The organism is Citrobacter sp. wls619 (assembly GCF_005281345.1).
GTDB lineage: Bacteria > Pseudomonadota > Gammaproteobacteria > Enterobacterales > Enterobacteriaceae > Citrobacter.
This window is the reverse complement of record NZ_SZXJ01000005.1, coordinates 96,675-115,588: the sequence shown is the minus strand read 5'-3', so window position 1 is coordinate 115,588 and position 18,914 is coordinate 96,675. Positions and strand designations below refer to the sequence as shown.

Annotated in this window: 16 protein-coding genes; 9 read left to right on the top strand and 7 right to left on the bottom strand. The window is 52.9% G+C overall.

What is annotated here, in order from left to right:
* Positions 1-86: 86 nt before the first annotated feature.
* Complete coding sequence (locus tag FDX19_RS00725) at positions 87-524, bottom strand: acetyltransferase (RefSeq protein WP_137381224.1); 438 nt, start codon at positions 522-524, stop codon at positions 87-89.
* A 157-nt stretch (positions 525-681) separates the two neighbouring features.
* Between FDX19_RS00725 and metA the strand changes: the two genes are divergently transcribed.
* The 4 genes from metA (at position 682) to aceK (ending at position 6,644) form a co-directional block, all read left to right on the top strand.
* Positions 682-1,611, top strand: a complete 930-nt coding sequence (gene metA / locus FDX19_RS00720) for a homoserine O-succinyltransferase (RefSeq protein WP_137381223.1) — start codon at positions 682-684, stop codon at positions 1,609-1,611.
* 268 nt (positions 1,612-1,879) lie between these two features.
* The gene (gene aceB, locus FDX19_RS00715) at positions 1,880-3,481 is read left to right on the top strand and encodes a malate synthase A (RefSeq protein WP_137381222.1); all 1,602 of its coding nucleotides are present in this window, start codon (positions 1,880-1,882) and stop codon (positions 3,479-3,481) included.
* Between the two features lie 31 nt (positions 3,482-3,512).
* Positions 3,513-4,817, top strand: coding sequence for an isocitrate lyase (gene aceA, locus FDX19_RS00710; protein ID WP_137381221.1), 1,305 nt, complete (start codon positions 3,513-3,515; stop codon positions 4,815-4,817).
* 102 nt (positions 4,818-4,919) lie between these two features.
* Positions 4,920-6,644 carry a bifunctional isocitrate dehydrogenase kinase/phosphatase gene (aceK, locus tag FDX19_RS00705; RefSeq protein WP_137381220.1) on the top strand — a complete coding sequence of 575 codons (1,725 nt, stop codon included), beginning with the start codon at positions 4,920-4,922 and terminating at the stop codon, positions 6,642-6,644.
* Positions 6,645-6,690: 46 nt separating this feature from the next.
* Here aceK and iclR read toward each other — a convergent pair whose 3' ends face one another.
* Positions 6,691-7,515 (bottom strand): glyoxylate bypass operon transcriptional repressor IclR, encoded by an 825-nt coding sequence (gene iclR, locus FDX19_RS00700; RefSeq protein WP_137381219.1) that lies wholly within the window; start codon positions 7,513-7,515, stop codon positions 6,691-6,693.
* Between the two features lie 195 nt (positions 7,516-7,710).
* Between iclR and metH the strand changes: the two genes are divergently transcribed.
* Positions 7,711-11,394: a methionine synthase gene (gene metH / locus FDX19_RS00695; protein ID WP_137381218.1), complete on the top strand. Its 3,684-nt coding sequence runs from the start codon at positions 7,711-7,713 to the stop codon at positions 11,392-11,394.
* A 213-nt stretch (positions 11,395-11,607) separates the two neighbouring features.
* Positions 11,608-13,236, top strand: coding sequence for a Na/Pi cotransporter family protein (locus tag FDX19_RS00690; RefSeq protein WP_061067006.1), 1,629 nt, complete (start codon positions 11,608-11,610; stop codon positions 13,234-13,236).
* Between the two features lie 101 nt (positions 13,237-13,337).
* Here the strand turns inward: FDX19_RS00690 and pepE are convergent, their stop codons facing one another.
* Positions 13,338-14,027 carry a dipeptidase PepE gene (pepE, locus tag FDX19_RS00685; protein WP_137345885.1) on the bottom strand — a complete coding sequence of 230 codons (690 nt, stop codon included), beginning with the start codon at positions 14,025-14,027 and terminating at the stop codon, positions 13,338-13,340.
* A gap of 213 nt (positions 14,028-14,240) precedes the next feature.
* On the opposite strand from pepE, the gene FDX19_RS00680 reads away from it, so the two are divergent.
* Positions 14,241-14,600, top strand: a complete 360-nt coding sequence (locus tag FDX19_RS00680; RefSeq protein ID WP_137381217.1) for a type II toxin-antitoxin system RelE/ParE family toxin — start codon at positions 14,241-14,243, stop codon at positions 14,598-14,600.
* Complete coding sequence (locus FDX19_RS00675; protein ID WP_006688335.1) at positions 14,590-14,907, top strand: helix-turn-helix domain-containing protein; 318 nt, start codon at positions 14,590-14,592, stop codon at positions 14,905-14,907. The genes FDX19_RS00680 and FDX19_RS00675 overlap by 11 nt, the downstream gene beginning before the upstream one ends.
* Positions 14,908-15,235: 328 nt before the next feature.
* On the opposite strand, the gene FDX19_RS00670 is transcribed toward FDX19_RS00675, so the two are convergent.
* Positions 15,236-15,556 carry a heme-binding protein gene (locus tag FDX19_RS00670; protein ID WP_137381216.1) on the bottom strand — a complete coding sequence of 107 codons (321 nt, stop codon included), beginning with the start codon at positions 15,554-15,556 and terminating at the stop codon, positions 15,236-15,238.
* Positions 15,441-15,725 carry a heme-binding protein gene (locus FDX19_RS25645; RefSeq protein WP_137381215.1) on the bottom strand — a complete coding sequence of 95 codons (285 nt, stop codon included), beginning with the start codon at positions 15,723-15,725 and terminating at the stop codon, positions 15,441-15,443. Before FDX19_RS25645 ends, FDX19_RS00670 begins: the two co-directional genes overlap by 116 nt.
* A 322-nt stretch (positions 15,726-16,047) precedes the next feature.
* Between FDX19_RS25645 and FDX19_RS00660 the strand changes: the two genes are divergently transcribed.
* A complete protein-coding gene (locus tag FDX19_RS00660) occupies positions 16,048-17,007 on the top strand; it encodes a zinc-binding dehydrogenase (protein ID WP_137381214.1) in 960 nt (319 codons plus the stop codon).
* 38 nt (positions 17,008-17,045) lie between these two features.
* Here the strand turns inward: FDX19_RS00660 and FDX19_RS00655 are convergent, their stop codons facing one another.
* Both FDX19_RS00655 and FDX19_RS00650 read right to left on the bottom strand, forming a co-directional pair.
* The gene (locus FDX19_RS00655; protein WP_170974321.1) at positions 17,046-17,942 is read right to left on the bottom strand and encodes an AraC family transcriptional regulator; all 897 of its coding nucleotides are present in this window, start codon (positions 17,940-17,942) and stop codon (positions 17,046-17,048) included.
* 33 nt (positions 17,943-17,975) lie between these two features.
* The gene (locus FDX19_RS00650) at positions 17,976-18,869 is read right to left on the bottom strand and encodes a dihydrodipicolinate synthase family protein (protein WP_137381212.1); all 894 of its coding nucleotides are present in this window, start codon (positions 18,867-18,869) and stop codon (positions 17,976-17,978) included.
* Positions 18,870-18,914 lie beyond the last annotated feature (45 nt).

Sequence of the window (18,914 nt, the reverse complement as noted above, 5' to 3'; positions counted from 1 at the left end):
GACGGATGGGCTTTTTTGCGTCTGTGCGGGATAAAAACCGCCGGATGCGGCGTCCCGCCTTATCCGGCCTACAACTGTCTACATCATTACCCGAGCACCAGTTTCAGTAGCGGATACGGTCGTCCGAGATCGTCTACTTCCGTGCGTCCCGTCACTTTAAAGCCCATCTTCTTATAAAACCCCACCGCTTGATCATTTTGTTCGTTAACGTCAGTCGTCAGTGTCGATGTTAACGATAAAGCATGTTCAATCAGCAGCTTACCGACACCGCTACCGCGCATATCCGGATCAACAAACAGAGCATCTATATGCTGTTCGGTCAGCAGCATAAATGCGACTGGCTCATCATTTTCCGTTACCGCAACCCAGAGCGGAGCTTCTGGCAAAAACGAACGTACCAGCTCTTCCAGCTCAATTCGGTAATCAGGTGAGAGAAAATGGTGCGTGGCATCGACTGAACGACACCAGATAGAAACTAACTTCTCGCCTTCATCCCGGCGTGAACGACGAATGGTCAGGGCCATAGCATTCTCCTTTTATGTTAACTGCACTATTCTACAGCAAGGAACCGTGAAACTTTCTCAACTTGAACATGCAAGCTCGACATTCATATGATTCCTGGGTATCTTCAGCTATCTGGATGTCTAAACGTTTAAACGTATGTAGTGAGGTTATCAGGTTATGCCAATTCGCGTGCAGGACGAGCTACCCGCCGTCAGTTTCTTACGTGAGGAAAACGTCTTTGTCATGACGACATCCCGCGCTTCCGGCCAGGAAATTCGTCCACTGAAGGTGCTTATCCTCAACCTGATGCCAAAGAAGATTGAAACGGAAAACCAGTTCCTGCGTTTACTGTCAAACTCCCCCCTGCAGGTGGATGTTCAGCTGTTACGCATTGATGCCCGCGAGTCACGCAACACGCCAACGGAACATCTGAATAACTTCTACTGTAATTTCGAGGATATCTGCGATCAGAACTTTGACGGGCTGATCGTGACCGGTGCGCCACTGGGCCTGGTTGAGTTTAACGATGTGGCATACTGGCCGCAGATTAAGCAGGTGCTTGAATGGGCGAAAGATCACGTCACATCGACGCTATTTGTCTGTTGGGCGGTACAAGCCGCACTGAATATTCTTTATGGCATTCCAAAGCAAACCCGCACAGACAAACTCTCTGGCGTTTATGAGCACCATATTCTGCATCCTCATGCGCTGCTGACGCGTGGTTTTGATGATGCGTTTCTGGCTCCGCACTCTCGCTATGCAGATTTCCCTGCTGCACTGATCAGGGACTACACCGATCTTGAGATCTTTGCGGAAACAGAGGAAGGGGATGCCTACCTGTTTGCCAGCAAAGATAAGCGTATTGCCTTCGTGACGGGTCATCCGGAATATGATGCCCACACATTGGGTAGTGAGTATTTTCGGGATGTAGAAGCGGGTTTAACACCGGAAGTACCGTATAACTACTTTCCCAAAAATGATCCGCAAAACAAACCGCGAGCGACCTGGCGTAGCCATGGCAATTTGCTGTTTACCAACTGGCTCAACTATTACGTCTACCAGATCACGCCATATGATCTGCGTCACATGAATCCAACGCTGGATTAATCTTCTGCGGTAAACGATCCTTAAGCGTTTCAGCATGTTGAATCAGGCACCTTCGGGTGCCTTTTTTATTTCCGAAATGCACCTCACAGTGTAATTAATTTTTATTTTTATTGTTATCAATAAGTTAATTGATAATTAAATCAAAAATGGAAATTGTTTTTGATTTTGAAATTTAAATGGGTAGTCTTAGTTGTGCTGAACGAAAACCGCACAACGATCCTTCGTTCGCATTGGGGATGTGTTTGGATCAATGACGAGGAACTACGCAATGAATCAACAGGCAACAACAACCGATGAGCTGGTCTTTACCAGGCCGCATGGCGAGCAGGAACAGCAAATTCTGACTGCAGAGGCGGTTGAGTTTCTGACTGAACTGGTGACACGATTTACGCCAAAGCGCAATAAACTTCTCGCTGCCCGTATCCAGCAGCAGCAGGATATTGATGACGGTAAGTTGCCTGATTTTATTTCGGAAACAGCTTCCATTCGTGAAGGTAACTGGAAAATTCGCGGAATTCCTGATGATTTACTGGATCGCCGCGTAGAGATCACCGGGCCCGTTGAGCGCAAGATGGTGATCAACGCACTGAATGCGAACGTCAAAGTTTTTATGGCTGACTTTGAAGATTCGCTGGCACCTGAGTGGAGCAAAGTTATCGACGGGCAGATCAACCTGCGCGATGCGGTCAATGGCACCATCAGCTACACCAACGAAGCCGGTAAAATTTACCAACTTAAACCTGACCCGGCCCTGCTGGTGTGTCGTGTGCGCGGTCTGCATCTGCCGGAAAAACACGTCACATGGCGTGGCGAATCTATCCCTGGCAGCTTGTTCGACTTTGCCCTCTATTTCTTCCACAACTACAAAGCGTTGCTGGCAAAAGGTAGTGGCCCCTATTTCTATCTGCCGAAAACACAGGCCTGGCAAGAAGCCGCCTGGTGGAGCGAAGTATTCAGTTATGCAGAGGACCGCTTTAACCTACCGCGCGGTACCATTAAAGCCACGCTGCTGATTGAAACGCTGCCGGCCGTCTTCCAGATGGACGAAATCCTGCATGCCCTGCGTGACCATATTGTGGGTCTGAACTGCGGCCGCTGGGATTACATTTTTAGCTATATCAAAACGCTGAAAAATCACCCAGACCGCGTGCTGCCTGACCGTCAGGTGGTGACGATGGATAAGCCTTTCCTCAGCGCCTATTCGCGTCTGCTGATTAAAACCTGTCATAAACGCGGCGCGTTCGCGATGGGCGGCATGGCCGCGTTCATTCCCAGTAAAGACGCCGAGCGTAACAACCAGGTTCTGGCCAAAGTAAAAGCCGATAAATCGCTGGAAGCAAATAACGGTCATGACGGGACCTGGGTTGCACACCCTGGGCTGGCTGATACCGCGATGGCGATTTTCGATGAGGTACTGGGCGATAACAAAAACCAGCTGTTTGTGACCCGCAATGAAGATGCACCGATTACCGCAGAACAACTGCTGGCGCCTTGTGAAGGTGAGCGTACCGAAGAAGGCATGCGCGCCAACATCCGTGTCGCGGTGCAGTACATCGAAGCGTGGATCTCAGGCAACGGCTGCGTACCGATTTACGGTCTGATGGAAGATGCGGCCACCGCCGAAATCTCCCGTACTTCCATCTGGCAGTGGATCCACCACCAGAAAACGCTCAGCAACGGTAAGCCGGTGACCAAGCCGCTGTTCCGTCAGATGCTGGCCGAAGAGATGCTGGTGATTCAGGACGAGCTGGGCGAGCACCGCTACAGCAGCGGGCGTTTTGATGATGCCGCGCGCCTGATGGAGCAAATTACTACCTCTGATGAACTGATCGATTTCTTGACCCTGCCAGGCTACCGCCTGCTGGCGTAATCCACCACATAACAATATGGAGCATCTGCACATGAAAACCCGTACTCAACAAATCGAAGAATTACAGAAAGAATGGACTCAACCGCGCTGGGAAGGCATCACCCGTCCATATAGCGCGGAGGAAGTGGTGAAATTACGTGGCTCGGTCAACCCGGAATGTACGCTGGCGCAGCTTGGTGCAGCGAAAATGTGGCGTTTACTGCACGGCGAAGCGAAGAAAGGGTATATCAACAGCCTCGGTGCGCTGACCGGTGGTCAGGCGCTGCAGCAGGCGAAAGCAGGTATTGAGGCGGTCTACCTTTCTGGCTGGCAGGTCGCGGCGGATGCCAACCTGGCGTCCAGCATGTACCCGGACCAGTCACTGTACCCAGCGAACTCTGTCCCGGCAGTGGTGGACAGGATCAACAACACTTTCCGTCGTGCGGATCAGATCCAGTGGTCAACCGGTATTGAGCCGAACGATCCGCGCTACGTGGATTACTTCCTGCCGATCGTAGCCGATGCTGAAGCGGGTTTTGGCGGTGTACTGAACGCGTTCGAACTGATGAAGTCGATGATTGAGGCCGGTGCAGCGGCCGTTCACTTCGAAGATCAGCTCGCATCTGTCAAAAAATGCGGCCATATGGGCGGCAAAGTGCTGGTGCCGACCCAGGAAGCTATCCAGAAACTGGTAGCCGCTCGCCTGGCGGCTGACGTGATGGGCGTACCGACACTGGTGATTGCCCGTACCGATGCCGATGCGGCAGATTTGATCACCTCCGACTGCGATCCGTACGACAGTGAATTCATCACTGGTGAACGCACCAGTGAAGGCTTCTACCGTACGCATGCGGGTATTGAGCAGGCGATCAGCCGTGGTCTGGCGTATGCGCCGTATGCGGACCTGGTATGGTGTGAAACTTCCACGCCGGACCTCGAACTGGCGAAGCGTTTTGCCGATGCGATCCACGCTAAGTACCCTGGCAAACTGCTGGCCTATAACTGCTCGCCGTCATTTAACTGGCAGAAAAATCTGGACGATAAAACCATCGCCAGCTTCCAGCAGCAGCTGTCTGACATGGGCTATAAATACCAGTTTATTACCCTGGCGGGCATCCACAGCATGTGGTTCAACATGTTCGACCTCGCACATTCCTATGCGCAGGGTGAAGGCATGCGCCACTACGTTGAAAAAGTTCAGCAACCAGAATTTGCTGCAGCCAAAGACGGGTATACCTTCGTTTCCCACCAGCAGGAAGTGGGGACAGGCTACTTCGATAAAGTGACTACCATCATTCAGGGTGGTGCCTCTTCAGTGACCGCATTAACGGGCTCTACCGAAGAATCGCAGTTCTGATCACTGCCCGGTGGCGCTGCGCTTACCGGGCCTACAAAAGAATGTAGGCCGGATAAGCGAACGCGCCATCCGGCATGACGTTGTGCCGGATGGGAGAAATCGATGTCGCGTGGCCTGGAATTACTGATAGCTCAAACCATCCTGCAAGGTTTCGACGCGCAGTATGGTCGATTTCTGGAAGTTACCTCCGGCGCGCAACAGCGTTTTGAACATGCCGACTGGCATGCTGTTCAACAGGCGATGAAAAGTCGTATCCACCTTTACGATCATCATGTGGGTCTGGTGGTGGAACAACTGCGCTGTATTACTGACGGTAAAAGCACCGACGCGGGTTTTTTACTTCGCGTGAAAGAGCACTATACCCGGCTATTGCCGGACTACCCTCGCTTCGAGATTGCGGAGAGCTTTTTTAACTCCGTGTATTGTCGGTTATTTGACCACCGCTCGCTGACTCCCGAGCGGTTGTTTATTTTCAGCTCTCAGCCGGAACGTCGATTTCGCACTATCCCACGCCCGTTGGCGAAAGACTTTTTCCCCGACTCTGGTTGGGAATGGCTGCTGACGCGTGTCCTCAGCGATCTCCCTTTGCGTCTGCCGTGGCAAAACAAACAGCGAGATATCCACTACATCATCGAACACCTGACGGAAACCTTTGGCGGGGAGGTGTTGTCGCGCTGTCATTTGCAGGCGGCAAACGAGCTGTTTTATCGCAACAAAGCCGCCTGGCTGGTCGGGAAGCTCATTACACCTTCGGGGACATTGCCCTTTCTATTACCGATACACCGTACTGATGAAGGCGAGTTGTTTATCGATACCTGCCTGACCACGACGGCGGAAGCCAGTATCGTGTTCGGCTTCGCCCGCTCCTATTTTATGGTTTATGCGCCACTGCCTGCAGCGACGGTGGAGTGGTTGCGTGAGATCCTACCCGGCAAAACCACCGCTGAACTGTACATGGCGATTGGCTGCCAGAAGCACGCGAAAACGGAAAGCTATCGCGAATATCTGCTCTATCTTGCCGGGAGCGATGAACAGTTTATTGAAGCGCCGGGCATTCGTGGCATGGTGATGCTGGTGTTTACCCTGCCGGGGTTCGACCGGGTCTTTAAAGTTATCAAAGACAAATTTGCACCGCAGAAAGAGATGTCGGCTGCCCATGTTCGCGCCTGCTATCAACTGGTAAAGGAGCACGATCGCGTCGGTCGGATGGCGGATACCCAGGAATTCGAGAACTTTGTGCTGGATAAACGGCAAATCGACCCGGCGCTGATGGCGCTGTTGTTACAGGAAGCACCGGAAAAAATTACCGACCTCGGCGATCAGATTGTGATTCGCCATCTGTATATCGAACGGCGGATGGTACCGCTGAATATCTGGCTGGAGCAGGTTGAAGGCCAGCAACTGCGTGATGCCATTGAAGAGTACGGCAACGCGATTCGCCAACTGGCAGCGGCCAATATTTTCCCCGGTGATATGCTGTTTAAGAACTTCGGCGTGACCCGTCACGGACGGGTGGTGTTCTACGATTACGATGAAATTTGCTACATGACGGAAGTGAATTTCCGCCACATCCCTCCACCGCGTTACCCGGAAGATGAGATGAGCGCAGAGCCGTGGTATAGCGTGTCGCCGGGAGATGTTTTCCCGGAAGAATTTCGTCACTGGCTTTGTGCCGACCCGCGTATCGGGCCGCTATTTGAAGAGATGCACGCCGAGCTGTTTAGCGCCGACTATTGGCGGGGTTTGCAAACGCGGATCCGCGAAGGACATGTGGAAGATGTTTACGCTTATCGGCGAAAGCAACGGTTTAGCGTAAGGTTTGCATGATTCTCTGTAGGCCGGGTAAGGCGTAGCTGCCACCCGGCATCCCATCTTAACGAAACCCGCCGTACGCCAGCGTCACTTCTTTTGCTGCTTTGATAGCCAGTGCGCCAAACTCGGTAACGCGGTCGTCGGTAATCCGTGAGATTGGCCCTGAGATAGAGATGGCGGCGAACGGCTCGCGGTGCTCGTCATAGATGCACGATGCCACGCAGCGCAAACCCAGCGCATGTTCTTCATCATCAAATGAGTAGCCGCGTTTGCGTGTTTGCGCGAGATCTTCTTTCAGATGGACGGGGGAAACCAGCGTGGCGTGAGTATAAGCGTGTAGTCCTTTGCGGTGCAGCAGACCGGTAACCTGTTCTTCGCTCAGTTGGGATAAAAACGCCTTACCCGCGCCGGAGGCATGCATCGGCAGCTTGCCACCGATGGGCGCGGACATACGCATCAGCTGGGTACACTGCACCTGGTCGATAATAATGGCCTGATGGTCGCTCTGATCCAGCACGGCCAGATTTACCGTCTCACCAGAGTCTTCCATTAGCTTGCGTAGAATCGGGTGGACAATCGCCAGCAGGTTGCGGCTTTGCAAAAAGCTGCTGCCAACAATAAACGCATGTGCGCCGACGGCCCAGTGGCCTAATTCACCCACCTGGCGGACAAAACCCTGCTGCTGCATGGTCGTCAACAATCGGTGAGTGGTGGAGTTAGGCAAGCCAGCCTGCTGTGCCAGCTCGGTTAGCGCAACGCTACCGTTAGATTCCGCAATCCACTCGAGGAGTTTCAGGCCTCGGGTCAGAGACTGAACCTGCCCGGTTGCAGGCGTAGTAGTGGCGGCGGGTTTTCTTCCGCGTTTCGCGGGGACAGTGGCAACCATAGCAGACTCCTTTTCTGTATCGTGGAAATCATTTTCGTTTTATTCGATTATAATGCAAGAATTCCTGCACTGATCGGATGAGTGAAGCTGAACATGTCTCATGTTGCCCGTTGTTTGCTTTTCCGTCTCTCAGGTTTGTGCCAGTATGACCTGTTGAGTTTTTTTCGGTCTGGTTGAGCGTTGTCGGGAGCGAGTGTGAGCAGCAAAGTTGAACAATTACGTCAGCAGTTAAAAGAACGTATTCTGGTATTGGACGGCGGTATGGGCACCATGATCCAGGGTTACCGTCTGAGCGAAGAGGATTTCCGCGGCGAACGCTTTGCCGACTGGCCGTGCGATCTGAAAGGCAACAACGACCTGTTGGTGCTTAGCAAACCGGAGGTGATCACCGCGATTCATAACGCCTACTTTGAAGCCGGCGCGGATATCATCGAAACCAACACCTTTAACTCCACGACTATCGCCATGGCGGATTACCAGATGGAATCCCTGTCGGCGGAAATCAACTTTACGGCAGCTAAACTGGCGCGTGCGGCGGCTGACGAATGGACAGCGCGTACACCAGAAAAACCGCGCTATGTTGCGGGCGTGCTCGGCCCAACTAACCGTACGGCGTCTATCTCGCCTGATGTTAACGACCCGGCTTATCGCAACATTACCTTTGATCAGCTGGTGGCCGCCTACCGTGAATCCACCAAAGCGCTGGTGGAAGGCGGCAGTGACCTGATTCTGATTGAAACTGTTTTCGATACCCTCAACGCCAAGGCGGCGATTTTTGCGGTGAAAACCGAATTTGAAGCGCTGGGCGTTGAGCTGCCGATCATGCTCTCCGGCACGATAACCGATGCCTCCGGACGTACGCTCTCCGGCCAGACCACCGAAGCGTTTTATAATTCGCTGCGCCACGCCGATGCGCTGACCTTTGGTCTGAACTGCGCCTTAGGTCCGGACGAGCTGCGCCAGTATGTGCAGGAGTTGTCGCGCATTGCCGAATGCTACGTTACCGCACACCCGAATGCCGGGCTGCCAAACGCCTTTGGTGAGTACGATCTCGACGCCGATACCATGGCGGCGCAGATTCGCGAGTGGGCTGAGGCCGGTTTCCTGAATATCGTCGGCGGTTGCTGCGGCACCACGCCAGAACATATTGCCGCCATGAGCCGCGCGGTGGATGGCTTGCCGCCGCGCCAGCTGCCTGAAATCCCGGTAGCCTGTCGTCTGTCCGGCCTTGAGCCGCTGAACATTGGCGACGACAGTTTATTCGTCAACGTCGGTGAACGGACTAACGTCACCGGTTCTGCCAAATTTAAGCGCCTGATTAAAGAAGAGAAATACAGCGAAGCGCTGGACGTGGCCCGCCAGCAGGTGGAAAGCGGCGCACAGATCATCGATATCAACATGGATGAGGGGATGCTCGACGCCGAAGCGGCGATGGTGCGTTTCCTCAACCTGATCGCCGGGGAGCCGGATATCGCCCGTGTACCGATTATGATCGACTCCTCGAAGTGGGACGTCATCGAGAAAGGCCTGAAGTGCATTCAGGGTAAAGGCATCGTTAACTCCATCTCGATGAAAGAGGGGGTTGAGACCTTTATCCATCACGCGAAGCTGCTGCGTCGTTACGGTGCTGCGGTGGTGGTGATGGCCTTTGACGAGCAAGGGCAGGCCGACACCCGCGCACGTAAAATCGAAATCTGCCGTCGGGCGTACAAAATTCTTACCGAAGAGGTGGGCTTCCCGCCGGAAGACATCATCTTCGACCCGAACATCTTTGCGGTTGCAACGGGTATCGACGAGCACAACAACTATGCTCAGGACTTTATCGGCGCGTGCGAAGATATTAAACGTGAACTGCCGCATGCACTGATCTCTGGCGGCGTCTCCAACGTGTCGTTCTCGTTCCGTGGTAACGACCCGGTGCGTGAAGCTATCCACGCGGTATTCCTCTACTACGCCATCCGTAACGGTATGGATATGGGGATCGTCAACGCCGGACAGCTGGCAATTTACGACGACCTGCCTGCAGAACTGCGCGATGCGGTTGAAGATGTGATCCTCAACCGTCGCGACGATGGTACTGAACGTCTGCTGGAGCTGGCCGAAAAGTACCGCGGCAGTAAAACTGACGACACCGCAAACACCCAACTGGCGGAATGGCGTAGCTGGGACGTGAAAAAACGCCTCGAATACTCGCTGGTGAAAGGCATTACTGAATTTATTGAGCTGGATACCGAAGAAGCGCGCCAGCAGGCTGCCCGCCCGATCGAAGTTATCGAAGGACCGCTGATGGACGGTATGAATGTGGTCGGCGACCTGTTCGGCGAGGGAAAAATGTTCCTGCCGCAGGTAGTGAAATCCGCCCGCGTAATGAAGCAGGCAGTGGCCTACCTTGAGCCGTACATTGAAGCCAGCAAAGAGAAAGGCTCCAGCAACGGCAAGATGGTCATCGCGACCGTGAAGGGCGACGTGCACGATATCGGTAAAAACATTGTCGGCGTGGTGCTGCAATGTAACAACTACGAAATCGTCGATCTGGGTGTGATGGTGCCGGCGGAGAAAATCCTGCGCACCGCACGCGAAGTGAATGCGGATCTGATTGGCCTTTCCGGGCTGATCACCCCGTCGCTGGATGAAATGGTTAACGTGGCGAAAGAGATGGAGCGTCAGGGCTTTACCATTCCGCTGTTGATTGGCGGAGCGACCACATCCAAAGCGCATACAGCGGTGAAAATCGAGCAGAACTACAGCGGCCCGACGGTGTACGTGCAGAACGCCTCGCGTACCGTTGGCGTCGTTGCCGCGTTGCTTTCCGATACTCAGCGTGACGACTTCGTTGCCCGTACGCGTAAAGAGTACGAAACCGTACGTATCCAGCATGCGCGTAAAAAACCGCGCACCCCACCGGTAACGCTGGCCGCGGCGCGTGAAAACGATCTGGCGTTTGACTGGGAAAGTTATACCCCGCCGGTGGCCCATCGCCTGGGCGTACAGGAAGTGGAAGCCAGCATCGAAACTCTGCGCAACTACATCGACTGGACGCCGTTCTTTATGACCTGGTCGCTGGCCGGGAAATATCCGCGCATTCTTGAAGATGAGGTGGTAGGAGAAGAGGCGAAGCGCCTGTTCAAAGACGCCAACGACATGCTGGATACACTCAGCGCTGAGAAGACCCTGAATCCGCGCGGCGTGGTGGGTTTATTCCCGGCCAACCGCGTGGGTGACGACATCGAGATTTACCGTGACGAGACGCGTACGCACGTCATCAACGTGAGTCATCATCTGCGCCAGCAGACGGAAAAAGTCGGTTTCGCCAACTACTGCCTGTCTGACTTTGTCGCGCCGAAATTGAGCGGCAAAGCGGATTACATCGGTGCTTTCGCGGTGACCGGTGGTCTGGAAGAAGATGCGCTGGCGGATGCCTTCGAAGCCCAGCACGACGACTACAACAAGATCATGGTGAAAGCGATCGCCGACCGTCTGGCGGAAGCGTTCGCGGAATATCTGCATGAGCGCGTACGTAAAGTCTACTGGGGCTATGCGGCGAATGAGAACCTCAGTAACGAGGAGCTGATCCGCGAAAACTACCAGGGGATTCGCCCGGCACCAGGCTATCCGGCGTGCCCGGAACACACCGAAAAGGCCACCATCTGGGAACTGCTGGATGTGGAAGCGCACACCGGGATGAAGCTCACCGAATCTTTCGCCATGTGGCCAGGCGCGTCGGTCTCCGGCTGGTATTTCAGCCATCCGGACAGCAAGTACTACGCCGTGGCGCAAATCCAGCGCGATCAGGTTGAAGATTATGCCTTCCGTAAAGGGATGAGCGTGGCGGAAGTGGAGCGCTGGTTAGCGCCAAACCTCGGCTACGACGCTGACTGATTCACAAAACTGTCATCTTTCTTTACAACAAACAGGGCGCTCAATGAGTGCCCTGTCTCTTTCTTACGTTTAAACCCTTATACTGAAAGAACGTTCATCGTTACTGCTTGCCGGATGGCACATTTTTGTCGGCCTGATAAGCGTAGCGCCATCAGGCGGTATGTCATGGCGATGAACCTCAGGAACATATAACGATAAGGAGAACCTGATTCCGTGCTGACTCTGTTACACCTGCTTTCTGCGGTTTCTATGCTGGTCTGGGGTACGCATATTGTGCGTACCGGCGTGATGCGCGTCTTTGGTGCCCGTTTACGCACTGTGCTCAGCCGTAGTGTTGAAAAGAAGCCGCTCGCCTTTTGTGCGGGGATCGGCGTGACTGCTCTGGTGCAAAGCAGCAACGCTACCACTATGCTGGTGACCTCATTCGTCGCGCAGGACCTGGTGGCGCTTACCCCTGCGTTAGTCATTGTGCTGGGTGCCGACGTGGGGACCGCGCTGATGGCGCGTATCCTGACCTTCGATCTCTCCTGGCTGTCGCCCTTGCTGATTTTTATCGGCGTCATTTTCTTTCTTGGGCGCAAGCAGTCTCGTGCCGGACAGCTGGGCCGGGTAGGTATTGGTCTGGGGTTGATTTTGCTGGCGCTGGAGCTGATTGTGCAGGCGGTAACGCCGATCACTCAGGCCAATGGTGTACAGGTGATTTTCGCCTCGCTAACCGGCGATATCATGCTCGATGCGCTGATCGGCGCCATGTTCGCGATTATCAGTTACTCCAGTCTGGCAGCGGTGCTGCTGACGGCAACGCTGACCGCAGCGGGCATTATCTCGTTCCCGGTGGCGCTGTGCCTGGTGATTGGTGCCAACCTCGGCTCTGGCCTGTTGGCGATGCTCAACAACAGCGCTGCGAATGCCGCTGCCCGTCGCGTGGCGCTCGGCAGCCTGCTGTTTAAGCTGGTGGGCAGCCTGATTATCCTGCCATTTGTTCATCCGTTGGCGAATTTGATGGATGAGCTACCGCTGCCGAAATCCGAACTGGTTATCTACTTCCACGTGTTCTACAACCTGGTGCGCTGCGTGGCGATGGTACCGTTTGCCGAACCGATGGCGCGTTTTTGTAAGCGTATCATCCGCGATGAGCCGGAACTGGACGCGCATCTGAAGCCCAAGCATCTGGATGTCAGCGCGCTGGACACGCCTACGCTCGCTCTGGCGAATGCTGCCCGCGAAGCTCTGCGTATTGGCGATGCGATGGAGCAGATGATGGATGGGCTAAAAAAGGTGATGCATGGCGAACCGCGCGAAGAGAAAGAGCTGCGCAGGATGGCGGACGACATTAACGTGCTGTACACGGCAATTAAGCTCTATCTGGCGCGGATGCCAAAGGATGAACTGGCGGAAGAAGAGTCGCGTCGCTGGGCGGAGATTATCGAAATGTCGCTCAACCTCGAGCAGGCTTCCGATATCGTTGAACGTATGGGCAGCGAGATAGCCGATAAGTCGTTGGCGGCGCGGCGGGCATTCTCTGTCGAAGGGCTGAAAGAGCTGGATGCGCTCTACGATCTGCTGCTCAGTAACCTGCAACTGGCGATGTCGGTGTTCTTCTCTGGTGATGTGACCAGCGCCCGCCGTCTGCGCCGCAGCAAGCACCGTTTCCGTATTCTCAATCGTCGTTATTCGCATGCGCACGTCGACCGCCTGCATCAGCAGAACGTGCAGAGCATTGAGACCAGCTCCCTGCATCTGGCATTGCTGGGCGATATGCAGCGTCTGAATTCACTGTTTTGCTCCGTGGCTTACAGTGTGCTGGAACAGCCGGATGAAGATGACGAGCGTGAGTACTAACGAGGACAGGTGAAATGTTGCCCGGTGGCGCTGCGCTTATCCGGCCTACAGTGGTAGCCCGGATAAGACGAAGCCGCATCCGGCATCAGACAACCCATCAACTAAAAGCAGTGACCGGCCTCAACGGCAACCGCCTCTTCACCCGCTTTAAAGATGTACGTGGTGTTCGGGCCGCCGAGCACGGACTGACCGTTACTCACCTTGATCCAGTTACCTTCCGGCAGGCCAATCACCGTCAGCTCTGGTGCTACCACCAGCAGCTCGCGAATACGCTGTTCACGCGTTTCGCCTTTATGGCCTTCCGGCAGCGCGTTGGTGAAGTGTGGGTTAATCTGCAGCGGAAACAGACCCAGCGCATCAAAACCTTTTGGATCGACAATCGGCATATCGTTGGTAGTGCGAATGGTCTGGCAGGCGAGGTTGGAACCTGCGCTCCAGCCGATGTACAGCGCACCACGTTTGACGACATCCACAATCGGCGCCAGCAGTCCGCGTTCGCGGCTTTCTTTCAGTAACTGGAAGGTATTACCCCCGCCGACAATCACCAGCTCTGCATTTTCAATAGCGGCAATCGGATCGACAACGGTATGAATACCCGTAACGTTGACGCCCATTGGCGCAAAGATGGCTGCCGTTTTCGCCGTGTACTCATCCCAGGTTTGCGTCACGCCAGCGAACGGAATAAACACCGCCGTACGGCGACCATTCAGCTGCTCAGCAATTAGCGGCAGCGCATGTTCCATCCAGCCTTTGCCCGGCAGCGTCGAGTTACTCAATAAAAGCAGTTCCATCATTTCTCCATGTAATCAGAAAATTACCAACCGCAGTCATGTTACCACCGTCAGTATAACGCCTCACTGATATGGCTCACGATGTTGGAAGTGAGGTTCTGGAAAGCGGCTCGCAGACTGGCGTTTTAATTCGGCTGAAAGCGAGATTGTTGATTTATTCTTCTGGCGGGTGATGGTGTTTTATACCTATATGGATATAATCAAGGGGGAGGGATGACGAAACCACTTTACTGGGTTGGGCATGCCAGGAAAGATCTACAGGGAATGCCAGAACATGTTCGGGATATGTTTGGGTTTGCTCTTTGGCTGGCGCAGCAGGGTAGGCAGCATTCACAGACTAAACCGTTAAAAGGATTTGGTGGGGCGGGGGTTCTGGAAGTTGTAGAGGATTATCACGGCAACACATGGCGGGCGGTTTACACTATCCAGTTGAAAAATGCAGTTTATGTTCTGCATGTTTTTCAGAAAAAATCTGTTTCCGGGAAGGCAACGCCCAAACCCGAAATTAATTTGATTTACCAGCGGCTTAAGGCTGCACAGCGGCATGCGCAGGAGAGTGGATATGTCACATGATGTCGAAACCAGTAGCGGCAACGTTTACGCTGATTTGGGTGAGTATGACGCGGAACAGATGCAGTTGAAGGCGCAACTGGCAATGGTGATTGGTGAGATTTTGCAATGCAAAGGGTTAACACAGCAGCAGGCTGCACAGATGCTGGGGATGACGCAGCCCAAGCTTTCCAACTTATTACGCGGGCAGTTTCGCGGTATCAGTGAAGCAAAGATGCTGGAGTGTCTGGTGAAACTGGGCCGCGATGTGGAGATTGTGGTAGGAAAAGAGGGTAATGTGCAGGGCACGCTGAAAGTAAGCTTTGGCTGATATCCCCATTCAAGCTTAAATGGTCAATCCAATACCCAGCGCCTTCATCATTGCCAGCGTGGTTTTCAGCGTCGGATTTGTGCCAGAAGCGGACCTTTGGGATACGTGCTCCACTGTTAAAACAGTGATATACACAAGTACCAAAAAAATGCACACAACGAAAAGGGGACAATACAAAGGAAACGACGCTTGAGAAAACGAGGCCAAAGTGAAAATTATCGTCATAGCTTTTGAAAACATAAGTGTTTGTAAACTAGCCAGCTATAACGTCTTTGATAAGCATTCCCGGCCGAGAAGCGACCGGGAGAAAAGGCTAACAGTTAGTCGATCATTTCTCTACTACAGTTTTAAATGCTTTTAGGGCTGCCTGCCCCATCTGCTCATCCTGTTCCCAACTACCACCGCCAACCCCTAGCGCACCGACCACCTTACCTTTATAAGTCAGAGGATAGCCACCTGCGATCAGGATCAGTTTTGGATCTGCCGTGTTTATGCCGTAAAGCGGAGCACCCGGCGCGGTCAGTTTTTCCAGTTCACCCGAAGGCAAGCGGGTAATAGCCGAGGTGTAAGCCTTTTTGGGCACCAGCACGGTCGTTAACAGCATGGCTGTTATCGTAGCGTTGGAAAAATACCGGCCACCCTTTTTCATCTACTACGGAAAAGCTGATATCAACGCCCAGCTTACGTGCTTCATCGTGCGCTGCGGTGCTCATGGCATTGATGAGTTGCGGGTTCAGTACTGATGTGTCCTGAGCATAAGTCACTGCACTTGCAATAGACAAAGACAATACTATTGCTGTATTTCTAATATTTAACATTCTGATTCCTCATCAAATATATCAGGCAGTGGTTCTACAGACTCACTGACCGCCCAACCGGTTCAGGTCGTTATTATCAGGCCGGCTGATGTCTGATTACTTGCTCAATCATCGCGTTTTTTAATACGTTCCTTTCGCCAGTGGAATGACTGCGTCAGTGACATGCGGCGATAAATGAAGGAAGCAGGATCGTGTCTTTTTCTCACTGTTTCGGGCAAGCCTCTCTGAAAACACCTTTCTAAAATAAGCGTCACTTCGGTCATCTGATGAATTGTTCATCTGACCGTACTTTTAAAACACGCAATACAGGAGATGCCCTGACATGGCAAAAATGAAAGCGATTCAGGTTCTGGCAAAAGGCGAGCCGATGACACTTGTTGAGATCGACATCCCGGAACCACAGGAAGGACAGGTTCTGATCCGGGTTGAAGCCTGCGGCGTGTGCCACGGAGACGCTAAAGTCAGCGAAGGCATGTCCTCCGCCTTCCCTCGTATTCCCGGTCATGAAGTGGTGGGCATTGTGGAAAAATCAGGCCCTGGAGCCTCAAAGTGGAAAACAGGTCAGCGAGTAGGGGCTGGTTGGCATGGCGGTCACGGGCATACGACGGCTCTGACCATCGATGGGGGATATGCAGAATATATGGTGGCCTATGAAGACGGCCTTATTCTTATCCCTGACGATCTCTCCTCCACAGATGCGGCACCGCTACTTTGTGCTGGCGAAACTGTTTTCAGTGCGCTTCGAAACAGTAAGGCTCGTCCCGGCGATTTGGTTGCCATTTCTGGCGTTGGTGGCCTGGGGCATCTGGCCATTCAATACGCTAAAAAATCGGGCTTCCGTACCGTCGCAATTTCACGCGGGACTGATAAAGAAACGCTGTGTCGTGAGTTAGGCGCTCATGAGTACATCGATACTCAGACCACCGATATTGCTAATGCGCTGCAGGCAATGGGGGGGGCTAAAGTGATTATCGCAACAGCTCCCGTTGCCAGTGCCATCAATCCCTTAATCAAAGGCCTGGGTAAAGACGGTGAACTGATTATTGCTGCCGTTTCTGATGAAAAACTTGACTGGTCTGCAATGGACTTCCTGATGGGGCCAAATGCGGTAAAAGGGACATTCACCGACATTAACGAAATGGAAGCCGCAATCAAATTCAGCGTGCTGACGGATGTTCGCCCAATGACAGAAGTTTTCCCTCTCGAACGCGCAAAAGAAGCGTTTGATAAAATGATGGCAGCCAAAACGCACTTCCGTGCAGTTCTCAGCATGAATGCCTGATAGTTAGCATTTCTTACCGCAGCCCGCTCTTAAGCGGGCTATTTTTTTGTTGCGCTACGCAGTTGCTGAATATCTTTGAGAGGGGTGAGCCCAAACTGGCGGCGATAGTCCCGTATAAACTGCGAAAGGCTTTCGTAACCCACTTCCATGCCGGCTTCTGTGACGGACAGGTCTTGTACCAGCATAAGTCGCCTTGCTTCGCTCAGACGTAATTGCTTCTGGCACTGTAGCGGCCCCATACCGACTGCTGTTTTAAACTTTTGATGAAAGCGTGAAACACTCATCCGGGTTTTATCTGCGAGTTCCTGTACACTGAAAACATCTCTGAAATTCTGTTTTATCCAGCTGTTAACCTGATAGATATCCCCGGCATTTTGAATATTCATCACGCCTTTAAGCAAAGCATCACCAAAACGGCCAGTAAGAATGGCAAACATCAATTCCCGTTTAAGGTGATTCCCCATAAAGCCAACCCTTGACGGGTGGCTGCTCAACGACAACATACGCTCCAGAATGGAGAGTAAATACTCAGTATTTTCAATATCATCGTGATTTTTCTTGCCTGCTGAACTCTCAAAAGGTGTATCTCCTTCAGTATCCAGAATGACGCCAATGATATCTGCCAGGGAGAAATTCACTGATAAGGCTAAAAAAGGCTTTGATTCCTTTGCCTCAGGAAAAACGCCAGAGGAGGGAACATCGACAGGGGAAATAAAATATTGCCCCTGTCTGCATTCACTGATGCCATTGGCATTAAAAAGCAGAAGACGGCCTCTGATAACCATATACAGAAACGGCTCTCCGGGATCAGGAACAGGGATATGCATCGTATTGAACCGGTGAATGTGCATATAGGGCAGAATAGTTTCCGCCTCCCCGTTTTTTGAGACTAGTGCTTCGACAGATGCTTCGATGCGTGCGAGTAAGTTATTCATATCAGTTACCCGTGAATTCATGATAATGACGGTTCATGCCAGGAAGTCTAAGCGCACCAATGTTTTTTCCAGGGCCGATCGTTCTTTCCCAATCAGTGTCTGAAGCGGGAAGGGTAAGCAAGGAACTGGAACGGTACCGAGGAGCTCAGCGACCGTGGCGATAACCCTCAGGCTGCCGTGACGGCGGTAAAACACCCACAGAGGTTCAAGTGCCGTATTGAGCTGATGTGTCTCACTTTCATCCTTACTTAGCGCAGCCTGCGCCAGACTCAGGGAATAGTGAGGGAACAGCCCGCCAAGTACTGAATACCAGACATCACAGCCGGCAATCATACCGAAGGCAGACTGTGCGTCACCGCTGATCCCAATGGTAACGCCTTCAGAAACCCTGCTTTTCAGGCTTCCTACACGCCCCAGGGCTGCATTCCAGTCAGCTGGAAGATCGCCGATTTTAATCGAGCCAATGTTCTTGAGGTAGGAAAGTGCAACCAACAATTCATCCGTGAACTCGAACCCTGTGGTGGCCGCATTATCATAAATGCAAAGCGGTACAGACAGCTCTGTTGATACTCTGTCATACAGACGAAACACTTCATCGGATGTCAGTCTTTGATAGGACACCGGTGCCAGAAGCACACCGCTGACACCGGCGTTTTGTGCATCTTCCGCGAGCCTCATCACTTCATCAGTACTGACATGCCCAATACTGGTCATTACCGGGATTTCTGCAGCTGCGTTTACCGCCAGCCTTGTAGCTCTGAGCCGCTGTTCGCGAGTCAGATAGGCATAACTGCCTGTCGAACCCAGCGCGCCGATAGAATTCACTCCTGCGCCAGCCAGATTCTCAATCAACGATACAAATGAAGCTTCTGCTATTTCACCATCGGCAAGGGGCGTGAGGGGAAATGCACTCAGACCAGTAAACATGTTTGCTTCCTTATAAAAGAAATAATTATTCCCCGGACCAGGATG

Bases quoted from the DNA above. Each gene is read 5' to 3' on its own strand.
- FDX19_RS00725 (WP_137381224.1), bottom strand. From the start codon at position 524: ATGGCCCTGACCATTCGTCGTTCACGCCGGGATGAAGGCGAGAAGTTA.
- metA (WP_137381223.1), top strand. From the start codon at position 682: ATGCCAATTCGCGTGCAGGACGAGCTACCCGCCGTCAGTTTCTTACGT.
- aceB (WP_137381222.1), top strand. From the start codon at position 1,880: ATGAATCAACAGGCAACAACAACCGATGAGCTGGTCTTTACCAGGCCG.
- aceA (WP_137381221.1), top strand. From the start codon at position 3,513: ATGAAAACCCGTACTCAACAAATCGAAGAATTACAGAAAGAATGGACT.
- aceK (WP_137381220.1), top strand. From the start codon at position 4,920: ATGTCGCGTGGCCTGGAATTACTGATAGCTCAAACCATCCTGCAAGGT.
- iclR (WP_137381219.1), bottom strand. From the start codon at position 7,515: ATGGTTGCCACTGTCCCCGCGAAACGCGGAAGAAAACCCGCCGCCACT.
- pepE (WP_137345885.1), bottom strand. From the start codon at position 14,027: ATGGAACTGCTTTTATTGAGTAACTCGACGCTGCCGGGCAAAGGCTGG.
- FDX19_RS00680 (WP_137381217.1), top strand. From the start codon at position 14,241: ATGACGAAACCACTTTACTGGGTTGGGCATGCCAGGAAAGATCTACAG.
- FDX19_RS00675 (WP_006688335.1), top strand. From the start codon at position 14,590: ATGTCACATGATGTCGAAACCAGTAGCGGCAACGTTTACGCTGATTTG.
- FDX19_RS00670 (WP_137381216.1), bottom strand. From the start codon at position 15,556: ATGAAAAAGGGTGGCCGGTATTTTTCCAACGCTACGATAACAGCCATG.
- FDX19_RS25645 (WP_137381215.1), bottom strand. From the start codon at position 15,725: ATGTTAAATATTAGAAATACAGCAATAGTATTGTCTTTGTCTATTGCA.
- FDX19_RS00660 (WP_137381214.1), top strand. From the start codon at position 16,048: ATGGCAAAAATGAAAGCGATTCAGGTTCTGGCAAAAGGCGAGCCGATG.
- FDX19_RS00655 (WP_170974321.1), bottom strand. From the start codon at position 17,942: ATGAATAACTTACTCGCACGCATCGAAGCATCTGTCGAAGCACTAGTC.
- FDX19_RS00650 (WP_137381212.1), bottom strand. From the start codon at position 18,869: ATGTTTACTGGTCTGAGTGCATTTCCCCTCACGCCCCTTGCCGATGGT.